Here is a 20,952-nt window from a genome sequence, read left to right as displayed (position 1 = left end):
CCCATGGCCGACATCTTCCTGCGCCCTGAACTGGCCGCCGACATGGCCAAGCAGTTGCTCGAGCCGTCCGCGCTGGATATCGGCCTGCGCTCCGGGTTGTTCCTGTCTGGCCTGCGGCGCACGGGCAAGACCACCTTCCTCAAGAACGACCTGATCCCCGCGCTGGAAGCCAAGGGCGCGCTGGTCATCTACGTCGACCTGTGGAGCGACACCCAGACCAGCCCGGTGAAGCTGGTACTCGCCGCCGTGCGCAAGGCCTTGCACGAGCTGCAGACCCCAGCCTCGTCGTTCATGCAACGGCTGCGGGCCCTGCGCGGCGCCGAGGTGGAGCTGGCCGGCTTCAAGTTTGGCTTCAACCTCGACACCCTGGGCGAGGCGGGCGGCGTGACGCTGGCCCAGGCCCTGAGCGAAGTGGTGGATCAGGCCAAGGCCAATGTGGTGTTGATCGTCGACGAAGTGCAGCACGCCATCACCACCGAGGACGGCCAGCAGATGATGCTGGCGTTGAAGGCCGCGCGCGACGCCATCAACCCGCGGCCCTCCCCTGCCGGGCATTTCCTGTTCATCGGCACCGGCTCGCACCGAGCGATGGTCAACGAGCTGACTGCCCGCCGTAACCAGGCGTTCGCCGGCGCGACCAACGTGGCCTACCCGGTGCTGGGCGAGGACTATGTCGCGTTCTGGCTCGACCGGCTTGCGGCCGAGGGCCTGGATAACCTGCCGTCGCTGGCGGTGGCGAGCGAGGCGTTCGCTACCCTGGGCAGCCGGCCTGAGGAGTTCATCCGTGCCCTGCGGCAGCTGGTCCATTCGCCAAGCCTCAGTACCGGCGCGGACGTGGTACTGCCGGTGATCGCGGCCACCCTGCGTTCGGCGGCGGCAGACCTGGAACTGATGAAAGTCGAGGAACTGGGCGTGCTGGCCCAGGCCATTTTCGCCCGCATCGCCTCGGTGGACGGCGAGACCCGCGGAGTGTTCTCCAGCGAGGCGGCGGGGGAGTATTCGAAGTTCGTCGGGCGCGAGGTGCGCGTGGAGGAGGTCCAGCCGGTGGCCAATGACCTGCTGGCCGCCAACCTCATCATTCGCCGTGGGCATGGCCTGTATGGCGTGACCGATCCGTTCGTGCAGGAGATCTGGCGCGAGCGCCAGGCCTTGCTGGGCAAGCGCTGACGTCAACTGGCCGGGTGGGCTTCCTGTTTCGGCATGAAGAAACGGGCAAACAACTCCGATTGCGACTTGATGTTCAGTTTGGCGTAGAGGTTGCGACGGTGAACTTTGATCGTTTCCGTCGACAGTGCCAGCTTGCCGGCTATTTCCTTGTTGGAAAACCCGCTGAGCAACAACCGCAGTACATCGCTTTCGCGGGTGGTGATCTGTGTGCCGAGCTGGGCGATCGTCTCCTGCCAGGGCGGTGGTTCGCTAAGGTTCTTCTCGAGGTCGATTTCAAAGTTCATGCGCTGGAGCATGAGCGCGGTGACCCAGGGTTTGATCAGATCGAGCATGGTGATCTGCTCCTGGCTGAAACGCATCTTGCTGCCAATGGAGATGCACAGCGTGCGGTCCGGGTCGAGCTGGACGTTGTATTGCGCCTCGTCTGTGCAAATGTACTGGGCGAAATACTGGTCGTAGTACTCGGTGTGCAGAAAGTATTCCGGGGCGATATCCAGCAGATGAAAGAAACCGCTCTGCGGGTGTTCCCGGTTGGCGATGTAGAACGGGTCCAGCAAGTAGAGCCCCTTTACATAACGATGAATGAACGCATCGACTTCTTCGGCATCCGCCACTTCGGGCAGGCTCACCACTTCCACTTGCTGGCTGGCGAAGATCAACACCACCCAGTTGTCGACCTGCACGTACTCATTCAAGACCCGCACCAGCGAACTCCAGAAGTCCGGGCGATCCAGCTGCATGATCAATTTGCCGATCGATCGATGCCAGGCCAGGTTTTGGAGGTCGAGCGGCATTTTCTACCCCTTTTGGGTTAGGCAGGTGTGGGTCGCAGGTAAGTACTCGGAGGTATTTACTCTCCGGCCTTGCCCGGTATAGTCGCTCACTGGGCCTGGGATGGCCGTGAAGATACATCGATTCGATAAGGATGTTGCATGAGAAGATCACGTTTGCGAACCCTTTTTGCGGCGTCGCTGCTCTGCGCCGGGATCAGCACCTCGGTGCTCGCCGCCGAGCCCGGAATGCACTTGTACAACTGGTTCGGGCTGCTTGCGCCGGAAACCCCCAAGGCCTTCGAGCGGGAAACCGGCACCCGCGTGCATATGGATGCCTTCGACAGCGCCGACATCATGCAGAGCAAGGTCATGGCCGGGCGCACCGGCTACGACGTGGTAGTGGCGACCTCCAACGTGCTGCCCAGCCTGATCGCGGCGGGCGTGCTGCAGCCGCTGGACCGAGCGCAACTGGGCAACCTGTCGCACATCGACCCCGATATCCTCGCCCAACTGGCGGTCAATGACCCTGGCAACCGCTACGCCGTGCCCTACCTGTGGGGCACCACCGGCATCGGCTACGACGTCGACAAGGTCAAGGCCGCGCTGGGCGACGAGGCACCGGTGGACAGCTGGGATTTGATCTTCAAGGAAGAGAACATCAGCAAGCTCAAGGGCTGCGGCGTGGCGATGCTCGACTCGCCCAGCGAGATCATCTCGATTGCCCTGAACTACCTGGGCCTGCCCAGTAACAGCACTAACCCGGCGGATTACCAGAAGGCGCAAGACCTGCTGATGAAAATCCGCCCCTACGTGCTGTACTTCGACTCGTCGCGCATCGACACCGACATGGCCGACGGCAATATCTGTGCGGTGGTCGGCTGGGCCAACGGCGCCCTGGCCGCGCAGGCGCTCAACGAGAAAAACAACACCGGGCGCAGGATCAGCTACAGCCTGCCGCGTGAAGGTGCGTTGGTGTGGTCGGAAAACCTGGTGCTGCTCAAGGATGCGCCCCATCCCAAGGAGGGCATGGCGTTCATCAACTACATGATGCGCCCGGAAGTGATCGCCAAGACTTCGAACCACACCCTATACCCCAACGCTAACAAGGATGCCACCCAGTTCGTCGAGCAGGCGTTGCGGGACAACCCGTGGATCTACCCCGACAAGAAAACGGTCGCCACGCTGATTCCGCTCGAGCCATTGCCGTTGAAGCTGGAGCGGATCCGTACGCGGGTCTGGACCAAGGTGAAGAGTGGCGTCTGAGCTGAGTTGATGTGTCGCCAGCTGCCCTGTGCCGGTGGGTATCGGGCAGCACGTTTGCGGCCTACTGATTCAAGTGACTTGTGAAACATCGTCTGATGGCGCCCAGTTGGGCGGGGCGATGCTTTCGCGTGCTTCATCCCCATCTTATGCCGGAGGAGAACAGCGGATGTTCAGCCCAGCCCATAAGACGCACCTGAGTTTGACAATCGAAGGTGTAGAGCACGATTTTCAAGTGCTCGGCTATACCGGGGAAGTGGTGGCCAACCGGCCTTACTTCTGCAACGTGGAACTTGCCAGCGAATGGCCTGTTCTGGATCTCGAGCGCTTTCTCGACCTTGAGGCGTTCTTCGCCTTTGACATGCACGGCAATGGTATCCATGGGCGGATCTACCATATCGCGCAGTTGGGGCAGGGCTCGTGTTCGATCCGCTACAGGCTGACCCTCGTGCCGCATTTGTCCTACTTGCGCCATCGCATCAACCAGAGAATCTTTCAACAGTTCTCGGTGCCCAGGATCGTGGCCTTGATCCTGGAAGAGCATGGGATCGTGGGGGACGCTTATCGTTTCGAGCTGAGTTCGAGCTATCCCGAGCGCGATTACTGCACCCAGTACGGCGAAACGGATCTGCACTTCGTCCAGCGCTTGTGTGAAGAGGAGGGTATTCGCTTTCACTTTCAGCACGGTATCCAAGGCCATGTGCTGGTGTTCACCGATGGTCAGACGGTGTTGCCGTGGGGCGTGCTCTATCGTCCGCCCCTGGTGCATGCCAAACCCCAGGTGCCGGGGAGCCAGACTGCCGTCGTCATCGCCGTGGAGGCAGGCGAGAGCCCGTGTGAGCGCCGGCTTGCCAGGATTCAGGTCAAATTCCCGTGGGACCCCGAGGACAGGTTTGATGACAAGAGCTGTTGCTGGCTGACGGTGGCCTCCGATTGGCCTTGTGCTGTTACGCCTTTGCAAATGGGCACGGAGGTGATGGTCTCGTTTCTCGGGAACGACCCCGATCAGCCGCGGGTCGGTGGGTGCCTGTGTTGCCGTTAGGCTCATTCCGGCCACGGCAGCTTTATCCGAAAGTATTCCAGGCCGATAATTGTTGGCATCCCATAATTACGATTAAACCCATGGCTGACGATTCCCTGCCCGTTTGGACACGCCGATGAACATCGACTCTCGGTATGGCGTGATTACCGTCGTTGACGAACCCACTTACACGTTCGACTCCATAGACAATACTCGGCGTTATGCGCGGGAAATCACCCTGGATGACGACGATCCGTCATCGGTTCATGGTGTGATGCTGGACGAAGCCAGCATGTTGGTGGTCCGTGCCGGTGGGGGTGGGACAGGCGTACACGCACATTCGGCGCTGGTTATCGACGACAAGCTGCTACTGGCCGTGGGCAACCAGATCGCCTGCGTGTCGCTGATCGTTCCCAATGATCTGCTTTGGTCGCGCAAGGTGGACCTGGCGACGTGTTTCGGTCTTTATTGGGCAGCGCAGCAGCGTGTCCTGATTTCGCACGGCGAGCTGGAAATCACAGGTGTTTCTCTTGAGGGCGACATCATTTGGAAGGCCATGGGCGCCGACATCTTTACCGGACGCTTTCAGCTGGCGCCTGACTATGTGGAAGTCGTGGATTTCTACGACACCGTCTACCGTTTTGATGTGGTGTCGGGGGAGGCATTGAAGTGCAGTTGATGCATGGGGCCGGTTAAACGTGCCGATGCAATCCTTCGGCGTCTTGCCAATACAGGGTTCGCTCGAATTGGAAGCTGATCACGAAGCGTGAACCTGTCCGCGCAATGGCATTGGCAATCCTGTCCAGGTCCGCCATGGGTGAATGCTCCTGCGGTCCGGGCCCTTTGATCCTGATGCTGCAACGTGTGGCGACCCTGAAATCGAGCGCTTTGGTTTCCTCTGCATAGAGGGTGTGGTCGGTGATGACGAGGTCGGCGGTCAGCGTCAGCCATGACGCGAAGTAGGCTTGCAGACTGTCGTTTGTACGCGTGACTTCGATCGCGCCGGCTTCTTGCAGGGCGTTTGCCAGTGCCGCTGGGTCAAGCGCAGCGTCAGCTTCCAGGAACAGATCAAGGCTCAATTACGTTACCCTCGGTCAGTGCTTCGAACCGCTGGGCGACCCGGCGTTTTTCTCCAAGGTGCAGGTAGGCGCCACCCAGGCGCCATCGCCAGGTGACGGCCACCTTGTGGGGTTGGCCATGTTCCTTGAACAGCGTGATGAACTGGCACTTGTCGAAATCGGCCCGACCGTCGACCAGGGCGTGCCAATTGTTCAGCAGGGAGGTGTCCATTCGGCTTCCTTGGCTATGGGCGCGAGCATTGTGCATCGTGCTGTGGTCGTTGCGCCAAGGTACCTGCGACTATAGGCCGACACATGCCTTGATCAGCCGACGATGCTCGCTCAACGCCTGGTTGAAGTCGCCGAGGTTGAAACTCATCGGCTTGCTGTCGGGATACCAGTGCGTGGAAGCACCCACTTCCAGGCCGCCAGTGGCGCTGTGCCCGAACCGCCGCCACTGCACGGTATCACCGTCGATCACCTGCTCGGTCATCAAGGCGAAGCAGTCGAAGTTCATGTCGTCGCTGCATACCAGCAGCGGTACCAGGGTGGAGGTGCCATCCTCGGCGGGGATGATGCGCCGGTTGGCTAGGGCGTCTTCTTCCTCGTCCAGCAACCACATTAAGGACAGGCCGCTGCGTTCCAGATCGGGTTGGTCCAGGTGCTTGGCCAGCCATACCTCGATGGGTACATCATCGATGGCCAGCCAGGCACAGGCACTGCGCGAACAGCTGGCTTGGTGGCAGAGGGCGGTGAGGCGATGGTGCATGGGGCGTCCTTGAAGCGAGGTGCGAAGCGGTCGTAATACAGGAAACGCCTGACGATGCCAATGTCAGGTCTGGTTGATCGCGTCATGCCTGTCCTTGTAGGCAATCAGGTCGAGGAACGTGATACCCCGCTCACCGTCGACGCAGGTATGAGGGATTGCCCCCTCGTCCAACTGCTTTGCCAGACACTCGCAAGAAGCGTTGAGCGCGCGTGCCGCTTCCGAAATGGTCAGAGTAGACTTTTCCATGACGATGGTGCGTTCTGCACCATGGAATTCATCACGAAGTTTCCGATATCCCAGCCGCGCGTAGAAGCCTTGGGCTGTGATGGATGAAGGAACGCGCAATGCTGTGACGCCGGCCTTGATCGCCGCTGTGTGGATAGCCCTCATCAGTTGCCTGCCAATACCTGCCCCATGATGGATCGGCGCGACAAACACTGTCCTGACGACATCACCATCGAGACTTGCCGTCCCCAGCAGATCGTGCTGCTTGACCGCCACGAATATCAACCGGCTATCGAGCAAGGCACTGACCGCCGTAGGTGAAAAACTTTGTTCTACCTGGGCGATCACCTCTGCCGGGTAATCCTGCGAGTTGGATTCGTGCAGTGCCGCGATCACGAGGCGACTAATGGCTTGTGCGTCTTCGCGCTTAGCGCGACGGATATGACATTCCATGGACGTATCCCGAACTGATGTCTCCAAAGCCTAACCCGTGTCGAGCGTCCTTGTATTACGAAAGGGCCGCAAAGCGGCCCTGTGCATCTGTGACCTCAGTGCTTCATCCCCAGCTCCGCATCATCCATCAGCGCCTTGGCCAGCGCGCTCAGGTAATACGATGCCCAGATCAGCTGAGGTTTTTCCTCCATGATCCCGGTGATGGTCAGGTCGCACACGCAGCCCATCAACTCCGAAGCCTGTTCCCGTGCGTGCTGGCAAGGGATGCCGGGTTCGATGCAGAACAGCGGGTCGGTATGCCCTTCACCCTGGTAGAACTTGGTCTTGCCCACCGTGGTGTGGGGCGTGGTGTCGTCTGTGCTTATTGCTCAATCTCCCTGAAATGATCGGTGCCTGGGCGAGCTCTCGCATTTAGATCCGCTATCAGCTACACAGCATCTGCCGCGCGGCCACGCCGATCCCCTGTGGGAGCCGGCTTGCCGGCGATGAGGCCAGCCCAGGCAACCCATGGCTAACGGCCTAGTGCAGTGTGCGAGGCTCCACCTGCGGCATCTGCACCTGAATCAACGCTGACTCGAGCAGCGCCTCCATTTCATGCATCGCGGCCATGACCAGAATCGACACGGGCGACCTGGGATGCAGCAGAACAGCCTGATGCACCACGGTCTGTGCGCACAGGGCGTACTCCGTGGCCTGGATGATGGTGTCTTCGAGGGAGTGGTGGTTGTGGGGTGGGTCGGGGACGATCTTTAGCATCTTCTTATTCCTTCTGGGGACTGCCACCTTTCTGCTGTCAAACAGAAGGGTGGCAGCTGTACGTGGGTTGACAGACCGGCGGAATAAGCAAAGTTCCGGCGCACGCAAGCGTGCCCGCACGTACAGCTACCATTGAGGGCTAGCCGTATGCTTAATACCGTTGCGACCTGTCAAAGTCGATCGCTGAAGATAGCGACTGGCTGAGACTAGGGTGCTCCCAGTGAGGCTGCAACGGAAAAAAGGCGGTAGAAGAATATTTGGGAAACGGACTACACGAAAGGAGATAATTCTGATTATTTTTCATAATCTAGGGCTTCGGTAGAGGTGCCTGCGACAACGTCTTGTGCGATGGCTAGAAAATTTTAGTGATGATAGGCTATTGCTCTGCGGATTTTGTTTTTCTGAACTTAGAGTGATTTAGTAGTTTAATTTAAAGTGTGTTGTGTGGTTTCTCGCTGGCTCAGTATGTTTATATGTACTGAGCTGTGCGTGATGGTTTTTTGCAAGTTGTAGGCTGCTAGAAAGATTCAAGGATTTTTTCGATTTTATTTTTTAGGGAGATGGCTATTGCGTGGTTTTGTGGTGTCGCAAAACGATTGATTTCTTTTTCATCTAGGTTGTGGTTTTTTAGATGCTGTTTTAATGTTCGATGTAGTGTTTTGCCTACCGTTGTTTCGATGGATTCTTTATTCAGCAAGTTCCATAGTTTTTCTGAGCTTTCGGAGCCTCCATCTTCATAGAGCGATCTGTTGATTGTTTTACGCTTTTCAAAAAATATTTTTTGTGTGTTTTTGCAGTCGGAAATCGCGAGGCTTACTATCTTGCTTGAAAGCTCTAGGCTGATATTGTATAGGTTGGATAAATACTCAGGTTGGCAAAAGTAGGCCTCTGCATCAACATGGTCAGTAATCCAGGTGTATACGCCTGGGGTGCTGTACCTTTCGCCCCAGAGTAAAGTATCTTGTTCTGTCATAAAGTCGCGATCTCTGTGTATTAGAACTTTTATGTTTAGATTGTTGTCGCCAATTAATCCCTTTAGTAAAGGGTTGCGAGGAAGGTTGTCCACGCCAAAGCAACGACATATGGCAATGTTCTTGGCTAGTTCTGGCCATTGTTTTAGTATTGCTTTGATAGGCTCTGCGTTTTCATCTTCCACGAAAAATAGTATTTTTTTGTTCAGACCGCCCCAGCCAAGTAGATTTTTTATTAGATTGTCATCTTCACTCACTATTTGGCCATCTCTGACCCATAAGATTTTTGAGGTATGGGAGGCTCCACGGACTATGTGAGGACTGTGAGTTGTAATAATGGCTTGAGTGTTAAACTCTCTTGCAGCCAGCTCTAGTGCCTCTATCAGCTTCTCTTGTTTATCTGGATGGAGGTGAGCATCCGGTTCGTCAATGAGTAGAAGCTTTGGGCGAAATAGCACAAGGTATGCAAAGATTTGAATAACCTGCAATATTCCAGTTGCTGCACTTTCTAATGGTCGACTTTCACCTTTTAGGCGTTCGTCGTCAAATGTGACGTTTATATGGAAGTCTTCACGTTCGTCAAATGTTACTTTGACTGAAACACCTGGGTGTATCATTTGTATAAAGCGATCAAGGCTCTCCTTCCGCATTGTTGCACTGGTATCGTCTATCTCGCCAGGTTGTCTGTTCCATAGGTTAAATAGGATGTTTCGTAAAACTCCCCCGGCATCGCCGCTCGCAGCTTGCCTTCGTAGTAGGGGTTGTACCAAGATTGTTTCTTTTTCAGAAAGTCCAGCCAGTCCAGGGATGTAGGCAGTTATAAGTTCAGTTCGCTGTTTGAATGGGGTGACTGCGGAACCGCCCTCTATGTGTACCGAAATGCCACTCTTGTTTCGCGCGGCCCAAATTTTAATACTTGCAATAGTTGGGTTTTCGTCAGTTTCATTGGAGATGATGAAACTAACAATTGTAGAAGGTGTATCTCGAGCGGACGAAAGCTCAGCTTTATGTGCTGTTTTCAGCGGTTCGCTGGACGGAGCGTAGTCTAATCGATCAAAAGATACCACTTCTGACTGTTTTTTTGGCTCTATATAGCTGGCCGCTCGAGCAGCCCAGTGAACTGCTTGAAGAATTGATGATTTTCCGGAGCCATTGGGGCCAACTAGGATTGTGACATCAGCAAGAGGTAGGTTTAGCTTTTTAATGGCTTTGAAGTTTTCAACCTCTATTGAGGTTGGCTTTATCCAGCGGTCAGCTTTTGCACTATCATCTCCTCGGTCGTTGCTAAAGGAAATTATTTTTTCGGCCTCGGTCAACGGTTCTTCTTTCGTATCGTGAGGGGCTCGTTGGATATATACTTTTTTCTTTCTGATTTCTACTGATATGGATTTTGAACCGGCAATTCTTAGGGTGGAGGTTGTTTTTCTTTCCAGTTTTATTTTTTTGGATTGAGTTGGTTGGCTAGATGAGAGTAACCGATCTTTAATAATGCTTTGTTCTTCGTGTGTAATTATTTCGGTTTCAGTTGTCTTGGTGATTCCGGATGCTCTCAAATGATCCAGTATCACCTGAGGGGTTGTATTTAGTTCGTTCGCTAGTTGCAGAGCGGTCGGTAATTCGGGTTTTTTGCTGTCCATTGTTTTGATCTTTATGCTATTTTTTTTCGTTAGTCTTTTTGTTGCAATTTTAGGTTTTGTTGTTGATTTCGAGTGTTGTGTACTTGATGAGGAGCGTGGAATGCATTGGCGCTCGTGCTTCCAATAGGGGGAACTTTATTGTAGTTGGCTACGATTGCAAAAATGCAGCTTCCAATAGCTGTCTAGTATACCCATGCCGCGGCTCATGAAATATAGCCCCCGCATCCCCCTGTTCCACCACCTGCCCATGCTTGATCACCATCAACTGGTGACTCAACGCCTTGACCACCGCCAGGTCGTGGCTGATGAACAGATAAGTCAGGTTGTACTTAACCTGCAAATTCCGCAAAAGCTCAACCACCTGCCTCTGCACCGTCCGATCCAGCGCCGAGGTCGGCTCATCCAGCAGAATCAACGCGGGCTTCAACACCAAGGCCCGCGCAATCGCAATCCGCTGCCGCTGCCCGCCGGAAAACTCATGGGGATACCGATGCCGCGTCCGCGGATCCAACCCCACTTCCTCCAACGCCGCAATAATCGCCGCTTCCTGCTCAGCCGGTGTGCCGATCTTGTGAATCCGTAACCCTTCGCCAACGATATCCGCCACGCACATGCGCGGGCTCAGGCTGCCGAAGGGATCCTGAAACACCACCTGCATCTCCCGCCGCAGCGGCCGCACTTCCTTCTGGTTCAGCCCCTCAAGATTCTGCCCGTGGAAGCGAATCCCGCCCTGGCTGGAAATCAACCGCAAGATGGCCAGCCCCAAGGTGGACTTGCCCGAGCCACTCTCGCCAACGATGCCCAGGGTCTGCCCCTGGGGCAGGCTGAAGTTCACCCCGTCCACGGCCTTCACATGGTCCACGGTACGGCGCAGCAGCCCCTTCTTGATCGGGAACCACACCTTCAAGTCCTTCACCTCCAGCAACGGCGCGCCTTCGGCATTCGCAGCCGGTGCGCCGCTGGGCTCGGCGTTGATCAGCATCTGCGTATACGGATGCTGCGGCTTGCTGAACAGCGTGGCGCAATCGGCCTGCTCGACGATCTTGCCGCACTGCATCACGCACACGCGGTGGGCGATGCGGCGTACCAGGTTGAGGTCGTGGCTGATCAGCAGCAGGGCCATGCCTAGGCGCGCCTGCAACGACTTGAGCAGGTCGAGGATCTTCAACTGCACGGTCACGTCGAGCGCCGTGGTGGGCTCGTCGGCGATCAGCAGTTCGGGCTCGTTGGCCAGGGCCATGGCGATCATCACCCGCTGGCGCTGGCCACCGGACAGCTCGTGGGGCAGGGCTTTCAGGCGCTTCTGCGGCTCGGGAATGCCGACCAGCTCCAGCAGCTCCAGGGTGCGCGCCGTGGCGGCCTTGCCGGTGAGGCCCTTGTGCAGCAAGAGGATCTCGTTGATCTGCTTCTCGATGCTGTGCAGCGGGTTCAGGGAGGTCATCGGCTCCTGGAAGATCATCGCGATGCGGTTGCCGCGAATGCGCTGCATGGGCTTTTCGCCCAGGTGCAGCAAGTCCTTGCCTTGGTAATGGATGGTGCCAGAAGGATGCCGCGCCAGCGGGTAGGGCAGCAGGCGCAGGATCGAGTGGGCGGTCACCGACTTGCCCGAGCCGCTTTCGCCGACCAGGGCCAGGGTCTCGCCCTTGCGGATGTCGAAGCTGATGCCGTCGACCACGCGGTTGACCTGCTCGCCAGTGACGAACTCCACCGCCAGGTCGCGGACTTCGATCAGGGTGTCTTGGCTCATGTCATTTCCTCGGGTCGAAGGCGTCGCGGGCGGATTCGCCGATGAATACCAGCAGGCTCAGCATCACCGCCAGCACGGCGAAGGCGCTGATGCCCAGCCACGGGGCTTGCAGGTTGGACTTGCCCTGGGCCACCAGCTCGCCCAGCGAGGGGGAGCCGGCGGGCAGGCCGAAGCCGAGGAAGTCCAGGGCGGTGAGGGTGCCTATGGCGCCAGTGAGGATGAACGGCATGAAGGTCATGGTCGAGATCATCGCGTTGGGCAGGATATGCCGGTACATGATCGGGCCGTTGCGCATGCCCAGGGCGCGGGCGGCGCGCACGTATTCCAGGTTGCGCCCGCGCAGGAACTCGGCGCGCACCACGTCCACCAGGCTCATCCACGAGAACAACAGCATGATGCCCAGCAACCACCAGAAGTTGGGCTGCACGAAACTGGCGAGGATGATCAGCAGGTACAGCACCGGCAGGCCGGACCAGATCTCCAAGAAGCGCTGGCCGGCCAGGTCGACCCAGCCGCCGTAGAAGCCCTGCAGGGCGCCGGCGATCACGCCGATGATCGAGCTGGCGATGGTCAGCGTCAGGGCGAACAGCACCGAGATGCGGAAGCCGTAGATCACCCGGGCCAGCACGTCGCGGCCCTGGTCGTCGGTGCCCAGCAGGTTGTCGGTGGAGGGCGGCGCGGGGGCGGGCACTTTCAGGTCGTAGTTGATGCTCTGGTAGCTGTAGGGGATCGGCGCCCACAACACGAAGGCGTCTTTCTTGGCCAGCAACTCACGGATGTACGGGCTTTTGTAGTTGGCCTCCAGCGGGAACTCGCCGCCGAAGGTGGTCTCCGGGTAGCGCTTGAAGGCGGGGAAGTACCACTCGCCGTCGTAGCGCACGGCGATGGGCTTGTCGTTGGCGATGAACTCGGCGCCCAGGCTGAGCACGAACAGCACCAGGAAGATCCACAGCGACCACCAGCCGCGGCGGTTGGCCTTGAAGCGCTCGAAGCGCCGGCGATTGAGGGGGGAGAGGGCCATGTCAGTGCTCCCGGCTGGCGAAGTCGATGCGCGGATCGACCAGGGTGTAGGTGAGGTCGCCGATCAGCTTCACCACAAGACCCAGCAGGGTGAAGATGAACAAGGTGCCGAACACCACCGGGTAGTCGCGGTTGATCGCCGCTTCGAAACTCATCAGGCCCAGGCCGTCGAGGCTGAAGATCACCTCGATCAGCAGGGAGCCGGTGAAGAAGATGCCGATGAACGCCGAGGGGAAGCCGGCGATCACCAGCAGCATGGCGTTGCGGAACACATGGCCGTAGAGCACGCGGGTGCGGCTCAGGCCCTTGGCCTTGGCGGTGACCACGTACTGCTTGTTGATCTCGTCGAGGAAGCTGTTCTTGGTCAGCAGGGTCATGGTGGCGAAGTTGCCGATCACCAGGGCGGTGATGGGCAGCACCAGGTGCCAGAAGTAGTCGAGGACCTTGCCGGTGGTGCTGAGTTCGTCGAAGTTGTTGGAGGTGAGCCCGCGCAGCGGGAACCAGTCGAAGTAGCTGCCGCCGGCGAACAGCACGATCAGCAGGATGGCGAACAGGAACGCCGGGATGGCGTAGCCGACGATGATCGCCGAGCTGGTCCACACGTCGAAGTGGCTGCCGTGGCGCACCGCCTTGGCGATCCCCAGCGGGATCGACACCAGGTACATGATCAGCGTGCTCCACAGCCCCAGCGAGATGGACACGGGCATCTTCTCGGCGATCAGGTCGATGACCTTGGCGTCGCGGAAGAAACTGTTTCCGAAGTCCAGCTGGGCATAGTTCTTGACCATGATCCACAGCCGCTCGGGCGCGGACTTGTCGAAGCCGTACATGCGCTCGATCTCGGCGATCAGCGCCGGGTCCAGGCCTTGCGCGCCACGGTAGTTGGAGCCGGCCACCGAGACTTCGGCGCCGCCGCCGGCGATGCGGCTGGTGGCGCCTTCGAAGCCTTCGAGCTTGGCGATCATCTGCTCCACCGGGCCGCCGGGGGCGGCCTGGACGATGATGAAGTTGATGATGAGGATGCCGAACAGGGTGGGGATGATCAGCAGCAGGCGCCGCAGGATATAGGCCAGCATGTCAGTTGGCCTCATCCGGTGCGGCGGCTTCGCTTACCGCGGGCGTGACGTCGGGCTTGATCCACCAGGTGTCGATGCCGATGTCGTACTTGGGCGATACGGCGGGGTGGCCGATATGGTTCCAGTAGGCCACGCGCCAGGTCTTGATGTGCCAGTTGGGGATCACGTAGTAACCCCATTGCAGCACGCGGTCCAGGGCGCGGCAGTGCTCGATCAGGCTCTGCCGTGAGTCGGCGTTGATCAACTGCTCCACCAGCTGGTCGATGCCAGGGTCGCGCAGGCCGATGAAGTTGCGGCTGCCGGGGTTGTCGGCGGCGGCGCTGTTCCAGTACTCGCGTTGCTCGTTGCCGGGCGAGTTGGATTGCGCGAAGCCGCCGACGATCATGTCGTAGTCACGCGAGCGCAGGCGGGTGATGTACTGCGAAACGTCCACGCGGCGGATCTCGAGGTTGATGCCGAGGTCCGCGAGGTTGCGCTTGAACGGCAGCAGCACGCGCTCGAACTGGGTCTGGGCCAGCAGGAACTCGATGGTCATCGGCTTGCCGTCTTTATCGACCATCTTGTCGTCGACGACCTTCCAGCCGGCCTCCTGCAGCAGCTTGTAGGCCTGGCGCTGCTGGTCGCGGATCATGCCGCTGCCGTCGGTGACCGGGTTGTGGAAGGCGCCGTTGAACACTTCGTCCGGCACCTTGCCGCGCAGCGGCTCGAGGATCTTCAGCTCGGCGGGGCTGGGCAGGCCGCTGGCGGCCATTTCGGAGTTCTCGAAGTAGCTGCCGGTGCGGGTGTAGGCGCCATTGAACAGCTGCTTGTTGGTCCACTCGAAGTCCAGCAGCAGGCTGATGGCGTGGCGCACGCGGATGTCCTGGAACATCGGCTTGCGCAGGTTGAAGATGAAGCCCTGCATGCCCACCGGGGTACCGTTGGGCAGTTCTTCCTTGATCAGCCGGCCGTCGCGCACGGCGGGCACGTCGTAGGCGGTGGCCCAGTTCTTCGCGCTCACCTCCAGGCCGTAGTCGAACTGGCCGGCCTTGAGCGCCTCTAGGGCGACGGTGTTGTCGCGGTAGGAGTCGAAGGTCATCACGTCGAAATTGTAGAAGCCGCGGTTGATCGGCAGGTCCTTGGCCCAGTAGTCCTTGACCCGCTCGTAGCGGATCGAGCGGCCGGCCTTCACCTCGGCGACCTTGTACGGGCCGCTGCCGAGCGGGATCTCCAGGTTGCCGCGGTCGAAGTCGCGGCCTTGGTACCAGTGCTTGGGCAGCACAGGCAACTGGCCGAGGATCAGCGGCAGCTCGCGGTTGTTGTTGTGCTTGAACTTGAACAGCACCTTGAGCGGCGCTTCGGCGACTACTTCGGCGACATCGCCGTAGTACTGGCGGTACAGCGGCGCACCATCCTTGATCAGGGCATTGAAGGTGAACACCACGTCCTCGGCGCGCATCGGGTGGCCGTCGTGGAAGCGTGCCTCGGGGCGCAGGTAGAAGCGCACCCAGCTGTTGTCGGGGGCCTTTTCGATCTTGCCGGCCACCAGGCCGTACTCGGTGAAGGGTTCGTCCAGGCTCTGGCGCATCAGGGTGTCGTAGATTGCGCCGACGTTGTCGGCGGGTACGCCCTTGTTGATGAACGGGTTGAGGCTGTCGAAGCCGCCGAAGCTGGACTGGCGGAAGGTGCCGCCCTTCGGTGCGTCGGGGTTGACGTACTCGAAGTGCTTGAAGTTGGCCGGGTATTTCGGTGCCTCGTCGTACAGGGTCAGGGCGTGTTGCGGGGCGGCCACGGCCGGGAGCGTGAGGCAGGTCAGCAGCAGGCTGGCGGCCAGGCGGCGCAGGGTCGGCGTCATTTGGCTTTCTCCGAAGTCTTCTTGATCCACCAGCTGTTCAGCCCGAGGGTGTAGGGCGGAGTGGTGACGAAGGCGAACCGGTTGCGGTAGGCCAGGCGGTGATTGTCGAGGTACCAGTTGGGGATCATGTAGTACTGCCATGAGAGCACGCGGTCCAGGGCGCGCGCGGCGGCGATCTGGTCATCGCGGCTGCGGGCGGCGAGCAAGGTGTCGAGCAGGTGGTCGACCACCGGGTCCTTCACGCCAGCATAGTTCTTGCTGCCCTTGGTGGCGGCCTGGCTTGAGTGGAAATACAGCCACTGCTCGAGGCCCGGGCTCAGGGTCTGGTTCAGGGTCATCAGGATCATGTCGAAATCGAACTGGTCGAGCCGTTGTTTGTACTGGGCCCGGTCCACGGTGCGCAAGCGCGCATCGATGCCGATGCTGGCCAGATTTTCGACATAAGGTTGCAGGATGCGTTCGAGGTTGGGGTTCACCAGCAGCAACTCCAGCCTGAACGGTTGGCCTGTGCTGTCCACCAGGCGCTGGCCGTTGAGCTTCCAGCCGGCCTGGGCGAGCAATGCCAGGGCCTGGCGCAGGGCCGGGCGGCTGATGCCGCTGCCGTCGGTGTGGCTGACCTGGTAGGGCTCGGTGAACAGCTTGTCCGGCAGCTGGTCGCGGAATGGCTTGAGCAACAGCCATTCCTTGCCGGTGGGCAGGCCGCTGGCGGTGAAGTCGCTGTTGGGGTAGTAGCTGGTCGAGCGGCGGTAGGCGCTGCTGAACAGGGCGCGGTTGGTCCACTCGAAGTCGAGCATCAGGCCCAGCGCCTGGCGCACCCGTGGGTCGCTGAACGCGGCGCGGCGGCTGTTCATGAACAGGCCTTGGGTCTGGGTGGGGATCTTGTGCGGGATCTGCGCCTTGATCACTTCGCCACGGCGCACGGCGGGGAAGTTGTAGCCGTTGGCCCAGTTCTTCGCCTGGTGCTCGATGTAGATGTCGAATTCACCGGCCTTGAACGCCTCGAAGGCCACGGTGGCGTCGCGGTAGAACTCGTATTCGACGCGCTTGAAGTTGTACTTGCCGCGGTTAACCGCCAGGTCCTTGCCCCAGTAGTCCTTCACCCGTTCGAACACCAGCCGGCGACCGGGTTGCACTTCGCTGATGCGGTAGGGGCCGCTGCCCAGCGGCGGTTCGAAGGTGGTGGCCTTGAAGTCGCGCTTGGCCCAGTAGTGCTTGGGCAGCACCGGCATCTCGCCCAGGCGCAGGATCAGCAGCGGGTTGCCGGCGCGTTTGAACACGAAGCGGATGCGCAGCGGCCCGAGGATATCGACCCGGGCCACTTCCTGCAGGTTGGTGCGGTAGATCGGGTGGCCGTCCTTGAGCAGGGTGCGGTAGGAAAACGCCACGTCCTGCGCGGTGATCGGCACGCCATCGTGGAAGCGCGCCTCGGGGCGCAGGTTGAACACCACCCAGCTGCGGTCCTCGCTGTACTCGACTGAGCGGGCGATCAGGCCATAGCTGGAGGTGGGCTCGTCGCCCGAGGGGTCGTACATGCCGGTGCCGACCATCAGCGGCTCGTTGAGCTCGTTGATGCCGTACTGCAGGAAGTTGGGCGTGGTGACCGGGCTCGAGCCCTTGAAGGTGTAGGGGTTGAGCGTGTCGAAGGTGCCGAAGGCCATGGCCCGCAACGTGCCGCCTTTAGGGGCTTGCGGGTTGACCCAGTCGAAGTGGGTGAAGCTGGCCGGGTACTTGAGCGTGCCGAACTGTGCGTATCCGTGGCTTTCGCTCACCATCGCGACGGCGGGGAAGCTCAAGGCCAGGCTGAGTGACAGCAGGAGGGGACGTATCAAGTCGGCATCCGATCCAGAGGGCGTTGGGCTTGGTTCGGGGTACAGTAACAGCTTGTCTGGAATGGAAAAAGGGTAGGGCGCGGGGCTTTGCTTCAGCCTTCAAAGCATCGCGGGGCCAGCCCGCTCCCACGCCGATCGTGACTGGCGTGGGAGGAGAGCTGGCCCCGCGAGCGAGGTATCAGCGCGCCAGGTAGACGGTCAGAGTCTGGCCTGGCTTTAGCGCATGCCCGGTGCGTGGATTCCAGCGCTTGAGGTGCTTCATCTCGACGTTGAAACGCTTGGCCACCAGGTAGTACGAGTCACCCTTGCGCACCTTGTACTGGGTGGAGCGCTGTTTCGAGTCGGCCACGCGGTTGGCCGCCGCGCTCGGCGCGCTGCCGCCACGCAGGGCCAGGACCTGGCCGACCTTGAGGTTGTTGCCACGGATGCGGTTCCAGCTTTGCAGCTGCTTGACCGACACCCGGTTAGCCTTGGCGATGCTGCCCAGGTTGTCGCCACGCTTGACCCGGTAGCTGCGCGCCGCAGGCGCCTTGGCCTCGGCCAGGGCGGCCTGGAACACGGCCTTGTTCGGTTGCAGGCTGACCAGTTCCTCGGGCTTGAGGTTGGACATGCGGTCGCTCAGCAGTTGCGCCTTGGCGGTTGGCACCAGCAGTTGCTGCGGACCGTCCACGGTCATGCGCTTCTTGAAAGCGGGGTTGAGCTGGATCAGTTCGTCTTCGTCGATGTCGGCGAAGGCGGCCACGCGGGACAGGTCGAGGCGGTCGTTGATGGCGACGGCTTCGAAGTACGGCTCGTTGGCGATCGGGTTCAGGTTGACCCCGTAGGCGGCCGGGGTGTTGACCACCTGCGACAGGGCCAGCAGCTTGGGCACGTAGTCGCGGGTTTCCTGCGGCAGCGGCAGGTTCCAGTAGTCGGTCGGCAGGCCCAGGCGCTCGTTGCGCTCGATGGCGCGGCTGACGGTGCCTTCACCGGCGTTGTAGGCCGCCAGGGCCAGCAGCCAGTCGCCGTTGAACATGTCGTGCAGGCGGTTCAGGTAGTCCAGCGCGGCGTTGGTCGAGGCGGTGACGTCGCGACGGCCATCGTAGAAGTTGGTCTGACGCAGGTTGAAGTGGCGCCCGGTGGACGGGATGAACTGCCACATGCCGGCGGCGTGCGCGCGGGAGTAGGCCATCGGGTTGTAGGCGCTCTCGATGGCCGGCAGCAGGGCCAGCTCCAGCGGCATGTCGCGTTCTTCGAGGCGCTCGACGATGTAGTGCAGGTAGAGGCTGCCGCGCTCGCCGGCGTTCTCGAGGAACGACGGGTTGCTGGCGAACCACAGGCGCTGCTGTTCGATGCGCGGGTTGACGTCCATGCCGTCCTGCAGGGCGAAGCCCTGGCGCATGCGCTCCCAGACGTCCTGCGGCGGTGCCTGCTCCTTGGGCTTGACCACCAGCGGCGCCGGTTTGTGCTTGATCCGCGCCTGGTAGTTGTGCGCGCGAACGCTGTCGGCTTCGTCGAGCTGACGGGTGCTCTGGCAGCCGACCAGGGTGGCGGCCAGCGCCAATGCACTGATCTGGGCCAGTCGCGTCAGGGCGACCGAATGAGAGGTTCTGCGGCTACGGGAAGACATCGGCGGGGACGGTTATCCGGGCAAAAAAGTTGGGCGATTCTAGAAACCGCTCCCGGCCGGGTCAACCATCGGGCCTATGATGCGATATATCTTGGGGTTATCAGAACACGTCCTTCCAAGACCTCAAGGCAGCAAAAACAGTGGCTTGGGTGGGGTTGGAATGTCCCTTCCATTCGTCTGCTTTTTGTTTAACGAATGTTTCAGCGGTGCGCAAAAACGGATTGGTCAGGCGCTCCAAACCGATGTTGGAAGGCAAGGTGATGCGATTGTCGGCGCGCAACCGGGTAACGTCCTCGAACCGTTGGCGAACGTGTTCGTTGTCGGGTTCCACGGCACGGGCGAAGCGCAGGTTGCTCAGGGTGTATTCGTGGGCGCAGTACACTTCGGTCGCGGCAGGCAGCGCCGCCAGGCGTTGCAGCGAGTGGTGCATCTGCTCAGGCGTGCCTTCGAACAAGCGGCCGCAGCCGGCGGCGAACAGGGTGTCGCCACTGAACAGTAGCGGTGTGGGCGATTGCGCAGTGTAATAGGCGATGTGCCCCAGGGTGTGGCCGGGCATGGCCAGGACCTCGAAGGCCAGGCCCAGTACCTCGATGCATGCACCGTCTTCCAGGGCGATATCGCGGCCCGGAATACGTTCGCTGGCCGGGCCGTACACCTGGGCGCCGGTGGCCTGTTTCAAGGCTTCGACGCCGCCGACATGGTCATGGTGGTGGTGGGTGACGAGGATTGCCTCCAATGCCCAGTCCGGGTGCTGCTCCAGCCATGCGCGCACCGGCCCGGCGTCACCGGGGTCGACCACTGCGCAGCGGCGATTGGCAGTATCCTGTAACAACCAGATGTAGTTGTCGTTGAAAGCGGGTAGGGCATCGATCTGTATCATGTGCGGATCCGTATCGCCAAGCCTGGACATTGAGGGCATCTTAGCCGCGATGGCGCGAGCGGAGAACCTTCGAGGGAGAACGCAATGACCGACCAAGCCTTCGCCCAGGCCGACCCCGACTGGGTCGAACTGATCCGCCTGGCCCGCGACTGGTTCGATGGGCCTCTTGGGCAGTTGATGCTCAAGGAGGAGGAAAAGTTGCTCGAAGAAGAGCTGCGGCGCTTCTTCGGTGGCTACCTTGTGCATTACGGCCCCTGCGCCGAATCCCCGCCCAACGCCCCGCAGGTGCAGCGCAACGTGCGCCTGGGCGCGCCGCTGCCGGGGGTGGAGATCGTCTGCGAGGAGCAGGCCTGGCCGTTGTCGGAGCATGCCGCCGACGTGGTGGTGCTGCAGCATGGCCTGGACTTCAGCCTGTCCCCCCATGGCCTGTTACGCGAGGCCGCCAGTTCCGTGCGCCCTGGTGGCCACCTGCTGATCATCGGGATCAACCCGTGGAGCAGTTGGGGCATACGCCATTTCTTTAGCAACGGGGCCTTGCGCAAGGCCCGATGCATCTCGCCGTCGCGGGTTGGCGACTGGCTCAACCTGCTGGGCTTCGCGCTGGAGAAACGCCGCTTCGGGTGTTATCGTCCGCCGCTTGCCTCGCCGGCCTGGCAACAGCGTATGGCTGGCTGGGAGCGCGTAGCCGGAGGCTGGCAAACCGCCGGCGGCGGTGTCTACCTGCTGGTGGCGCGCAAGATGGTGGTGGGCTTGCGGCCGCTGCGCCTGGAGCGCCGCGAGCCGATGGGCAAACTGCTGCCGCTGCCGCTGGCCAAGGTCAACCGCAGTGCCACCCATCCCGAATCCGAAAAGCACTGAACACGAGTG

The 20,952-nt window shown here is 60.2% G+C and carries 19 protein-coding genes and 1 pseudogene; 5 read left to right on the top strand and 15 right to left on the bottom strand.

What is annotated here, in order from left to right:
* The first annotated feature begins 3 nt into the window (after positions 1-3).
* Positions 4-1,167, top strand: a complete 1,164-nt coding sequence (locus tag KSS90_RS17370) for an AAA family ATPase (RefSeq protein ID WP_217866575.1) — start codon at positions 4-6, stop codon at positions 1,165-1,167.
* Between the two features lie 2 nt (positions 1,168-1,169).
* On the opposite strand, the gene KSS90_RS17365 is transcribed toward KSS90_RS17370, so the two are convergent.
* Entirely contained in the window at positions 1,170-1,961 is a 792-nt protein-coding gene (locus KSS90_RS17365) for a response regulator transcription factor (RefSeq protein WP_217866574.1), read from the bottom strand.
* Between the two features lie 138 nt (positions 1,962-2,099).
* Between KSS90_RS17365 and KSS90_RS17360 the strand changes: the two genes are divergently transcribed.
* From KSS90_RS17360 to KSS90_RS17350, 3 genes are all read left to right on the top strand, one after another.
* Positions 2,100-3,203 carry a polyamine ABC transporter substrate-binding protein gene (locus KSS90_RS17360; protein ID WP_217866573.1) on the top strand — a complete coding sequence of 368 codons (1,104 nt, stop codon included), beginning with the start codon at positions 2,100-2,102 and terminating at the stop codon, positions 3,201-3,203.
* A gap of 166 nt (positions 3,204-3,369) precedes the next feature.
* Positions 3,370-4,242 (top strand): contractile injection system protein, VgrG/Pvc8 family, encoded by an 873-nt coding sequence (locus tag KSS90_RS17355; protein WP_217866572.1) that lies wholly within the window; start codon positions 3,370-3,372, stop codon positions 4,240-4,242.
* 115 nt (positions 4,243-4,357) lie between these two features.
* Positions 4,358-4,900: a hypothetical protein gene (locus tag KSS90_RS17350; RefSeq protein ID WP_217866571.1), complete on the top strand. Its 543-nt coding sequence runs from the start codon at positions 4,358-4,360 to the stop codon at positions 4,898-4,900.
* 13 nt (positions 4,901-4,913) lie between these two features.
* On the opposite strand, the gene KSS90_RS17345 is transcribed toward KSS90_RS17350, so the two are convergent.
* The 14 genes and pseudogenes from KSS90_RS17345 to gloB all read right to left on the bottom strand — a co-directional run bounded on the left by KSS90_RS17345 (position 4,914) and on the right by gloB (position 20,085).
* Positions 4,914-5,300, bottom strand: a complete 387-nt coding sequence (locus KSS90_RS17345; RefSeq protein WP_217866570.1) for a hypothetical protein — start codon at positions 5,298-5,300, stop codon at positions 4,914-4,916.
* The gene (locus KSS90_RS17340; protein WP_217866569.1) at positions 5,290-5,511 is read right to left on the bottom strand and encodes a hypothetical protein; all 222 of its coding nucleotides are present in this window, start codon (positions 5,509-5,511) and stop codon (positions 5,290-5,292) included. Before KSS90_RS17340 ends, KSS90_RS17345 begins: the two co-directional genes overlap by 11 nt.
* A gap of 69 nt (positions 5,512-5,580) precedes the next feature.
* On the bottom strand, positions 5,581-6,048 hold the full coding sequence (locus KSS90_RS17335) for a hypothetical protein (RefSeq protein WP_217866568.1): 468 nt from the start codon (positions 6,046-6,048) through the stop codon (positions 5,581-5,583).
* A gap of 237 nt (positions 6,049-6,285) precedes the next feature.
* Positions 6,286-6,726: pseudogene (locus KSS90_RS17330) on the bottom strand (GNAT family N-acetyltransferase); the annotation flags it as partial.
* Between the two features lie 95 nt (positions 6,727-6,821).
* The gene (locus KSS90_RS17325; RefSeq protein ID WP_062363628.1) at positions 6,822-7,091 is read right to left on the bottom strand and encodes a DUF3077 domain-containing protein; all 270 of its coding nucleotides are present in this window, start codon (positions 7,089-7,091) and stop codon (positions 6,822-6,824) included.
* A 154-nt stretch (positions 7,092-7,245) separates the two neighbouring features.
* Positions 7,246-7,482 carry a hypothetical protein gene (locus KSS90_RS17320; protein ID WP_217866566.1) on the bottom strand — a complete coding sequence of 79 codons (237 nt, stop codon included), beginning with the start codon at positions 7,480-7,482 and terminating at the stop codon, positions 7,246-7,248.
* Positions 7,483-7,999: 517 nt separating this feature from the next.
* Entirely contained in the window at positions 8,000-10,090 is a 2,091-nt protein-coding gene (locus tag KSS90_RS17315; protein ID WP_217866565.1) for a translation initiation factor IF-2 associated domain-containing protein, read from the bottom strand.
* Between the two features lie 148 nt (positions 10,091-10,238).
* A complete protein-coding gene (locus KSS90_RS17310; RefSeq protein ID WP_217866564.1) occupies positions 10,239-11,837 on the bottom strand; it encodes an ABC transporter ATP-binding protein in 1,599 nt (532 codons plus the stop codon).
* Between the two features lies 1 nt (position 11,838).
* Positions 11,839-12,858 (bottom strand): ABC transporter permease, encoded by a 1,020-nt coding sequence (locus tag KSS90_RS17305; RefSeq protein ID WP_217866563.1) that lies wholly within the window; start codon positions 12,856-12,858, stop codon positions 11,839-11,841.
* A gap of 1 nt (position 12,859) precedes the next feature.
* Positions 12,860-13,933 carry a microcin C ABC transporter permease YejB gene (locus tag KSS90_RS17300; RefSeq protein ID WP_046854817.1) on the bottom strand — a complete coding sequence of 358 codons (1,074 nt, stop codon included), beginning with the start codon at positions 13,931-13,933 and terminating at the stop codon, positions 12,860-12,862.
* A gap of 1 nt (position 13,934) precedes the next feature.
* Complete coding sequence (locus KSS90_RS17295) at positions 13,935-15,767, bottom strand: extracellular solute-binding protein (protein WP_217866562.1); 1,833 nt, start codon at positions 15,765-15,767, stop codon at positions 13,935-13,937.
* A complete protein-coding gene (locus KSS90_RS17290) occupies positions 15,764-17,596 on the bottom strand; it encodes an extracellular solute-binding protein (RefSeq protein WP_217866561.1) in 1,833 nt (610 codons plus the stop codon). The genes KSS90_RS17295 and KSS90_RS17290 overlap by 4 nt, the downstream gene beginning before the upstream one ends.
* Positions 17,597-17,774: 178 nt before the next feature.
* Positions 17,775-19,205 (bottom strand): lytic transglycosylase domain-containing protein, encoded by a 1,431-nt coding sequence (locus KSS90_RS17285; RefSeq protein WP_046854819.1) that lies wholly within the window; start codon positions 19,203-19,205, stop codon positions 17,775-17,777.
* Positions 19,206-19,305: 100 nt separating this feature from the next.
* Positions 19,306-20,085 carry a hydroxyacylglutathione hydrolase gene (gene gloB, locus KSS90_RS17280; RefSeq protein ID WP_217866560.1) on the bottom strand — a complete coding sequence of 260 codons (780 nt, stop codon included), beginning with the start codon at positions 20,083-20,085 and terminating at the stop codon, positions 19,306-19,308.
* A gap of 84 nt (positions 20,086-20,169) precedes the next feature.
* On the opposite strand from gloB, the gene KSS90_RS17275 reads away from it, so the two are divergent.
* A complete protein-coding gene (locus tag KSS90_RS17275) occupies positions 20,170-20,943 on the top strand; it encodes a methyltransferase domain-containing protein (protein ID WP_217866559.1) in 774 nt (257 codons plus the stop codon).
* Positions 20,944-20,952: the final 9 nt, after the last annotated feature.

Origin of the sequence: Pseudomonas maumuensis (assembly GCF_019139675.1) — a bacterium.
GTDB classification, from domain to species: Bacteria; Pseudomonadota; Gammaproteobacteria; order Pseudomonadales; family Pseudomonadaceae; genus Aquipseudomonas; species Aquipseudomonas maumuensis.
The sequence above is the reverse complement of the archived record's forward strand: the minus strand, read 5'-3'. Positions and strand labels throughout refer to the sequence as shown.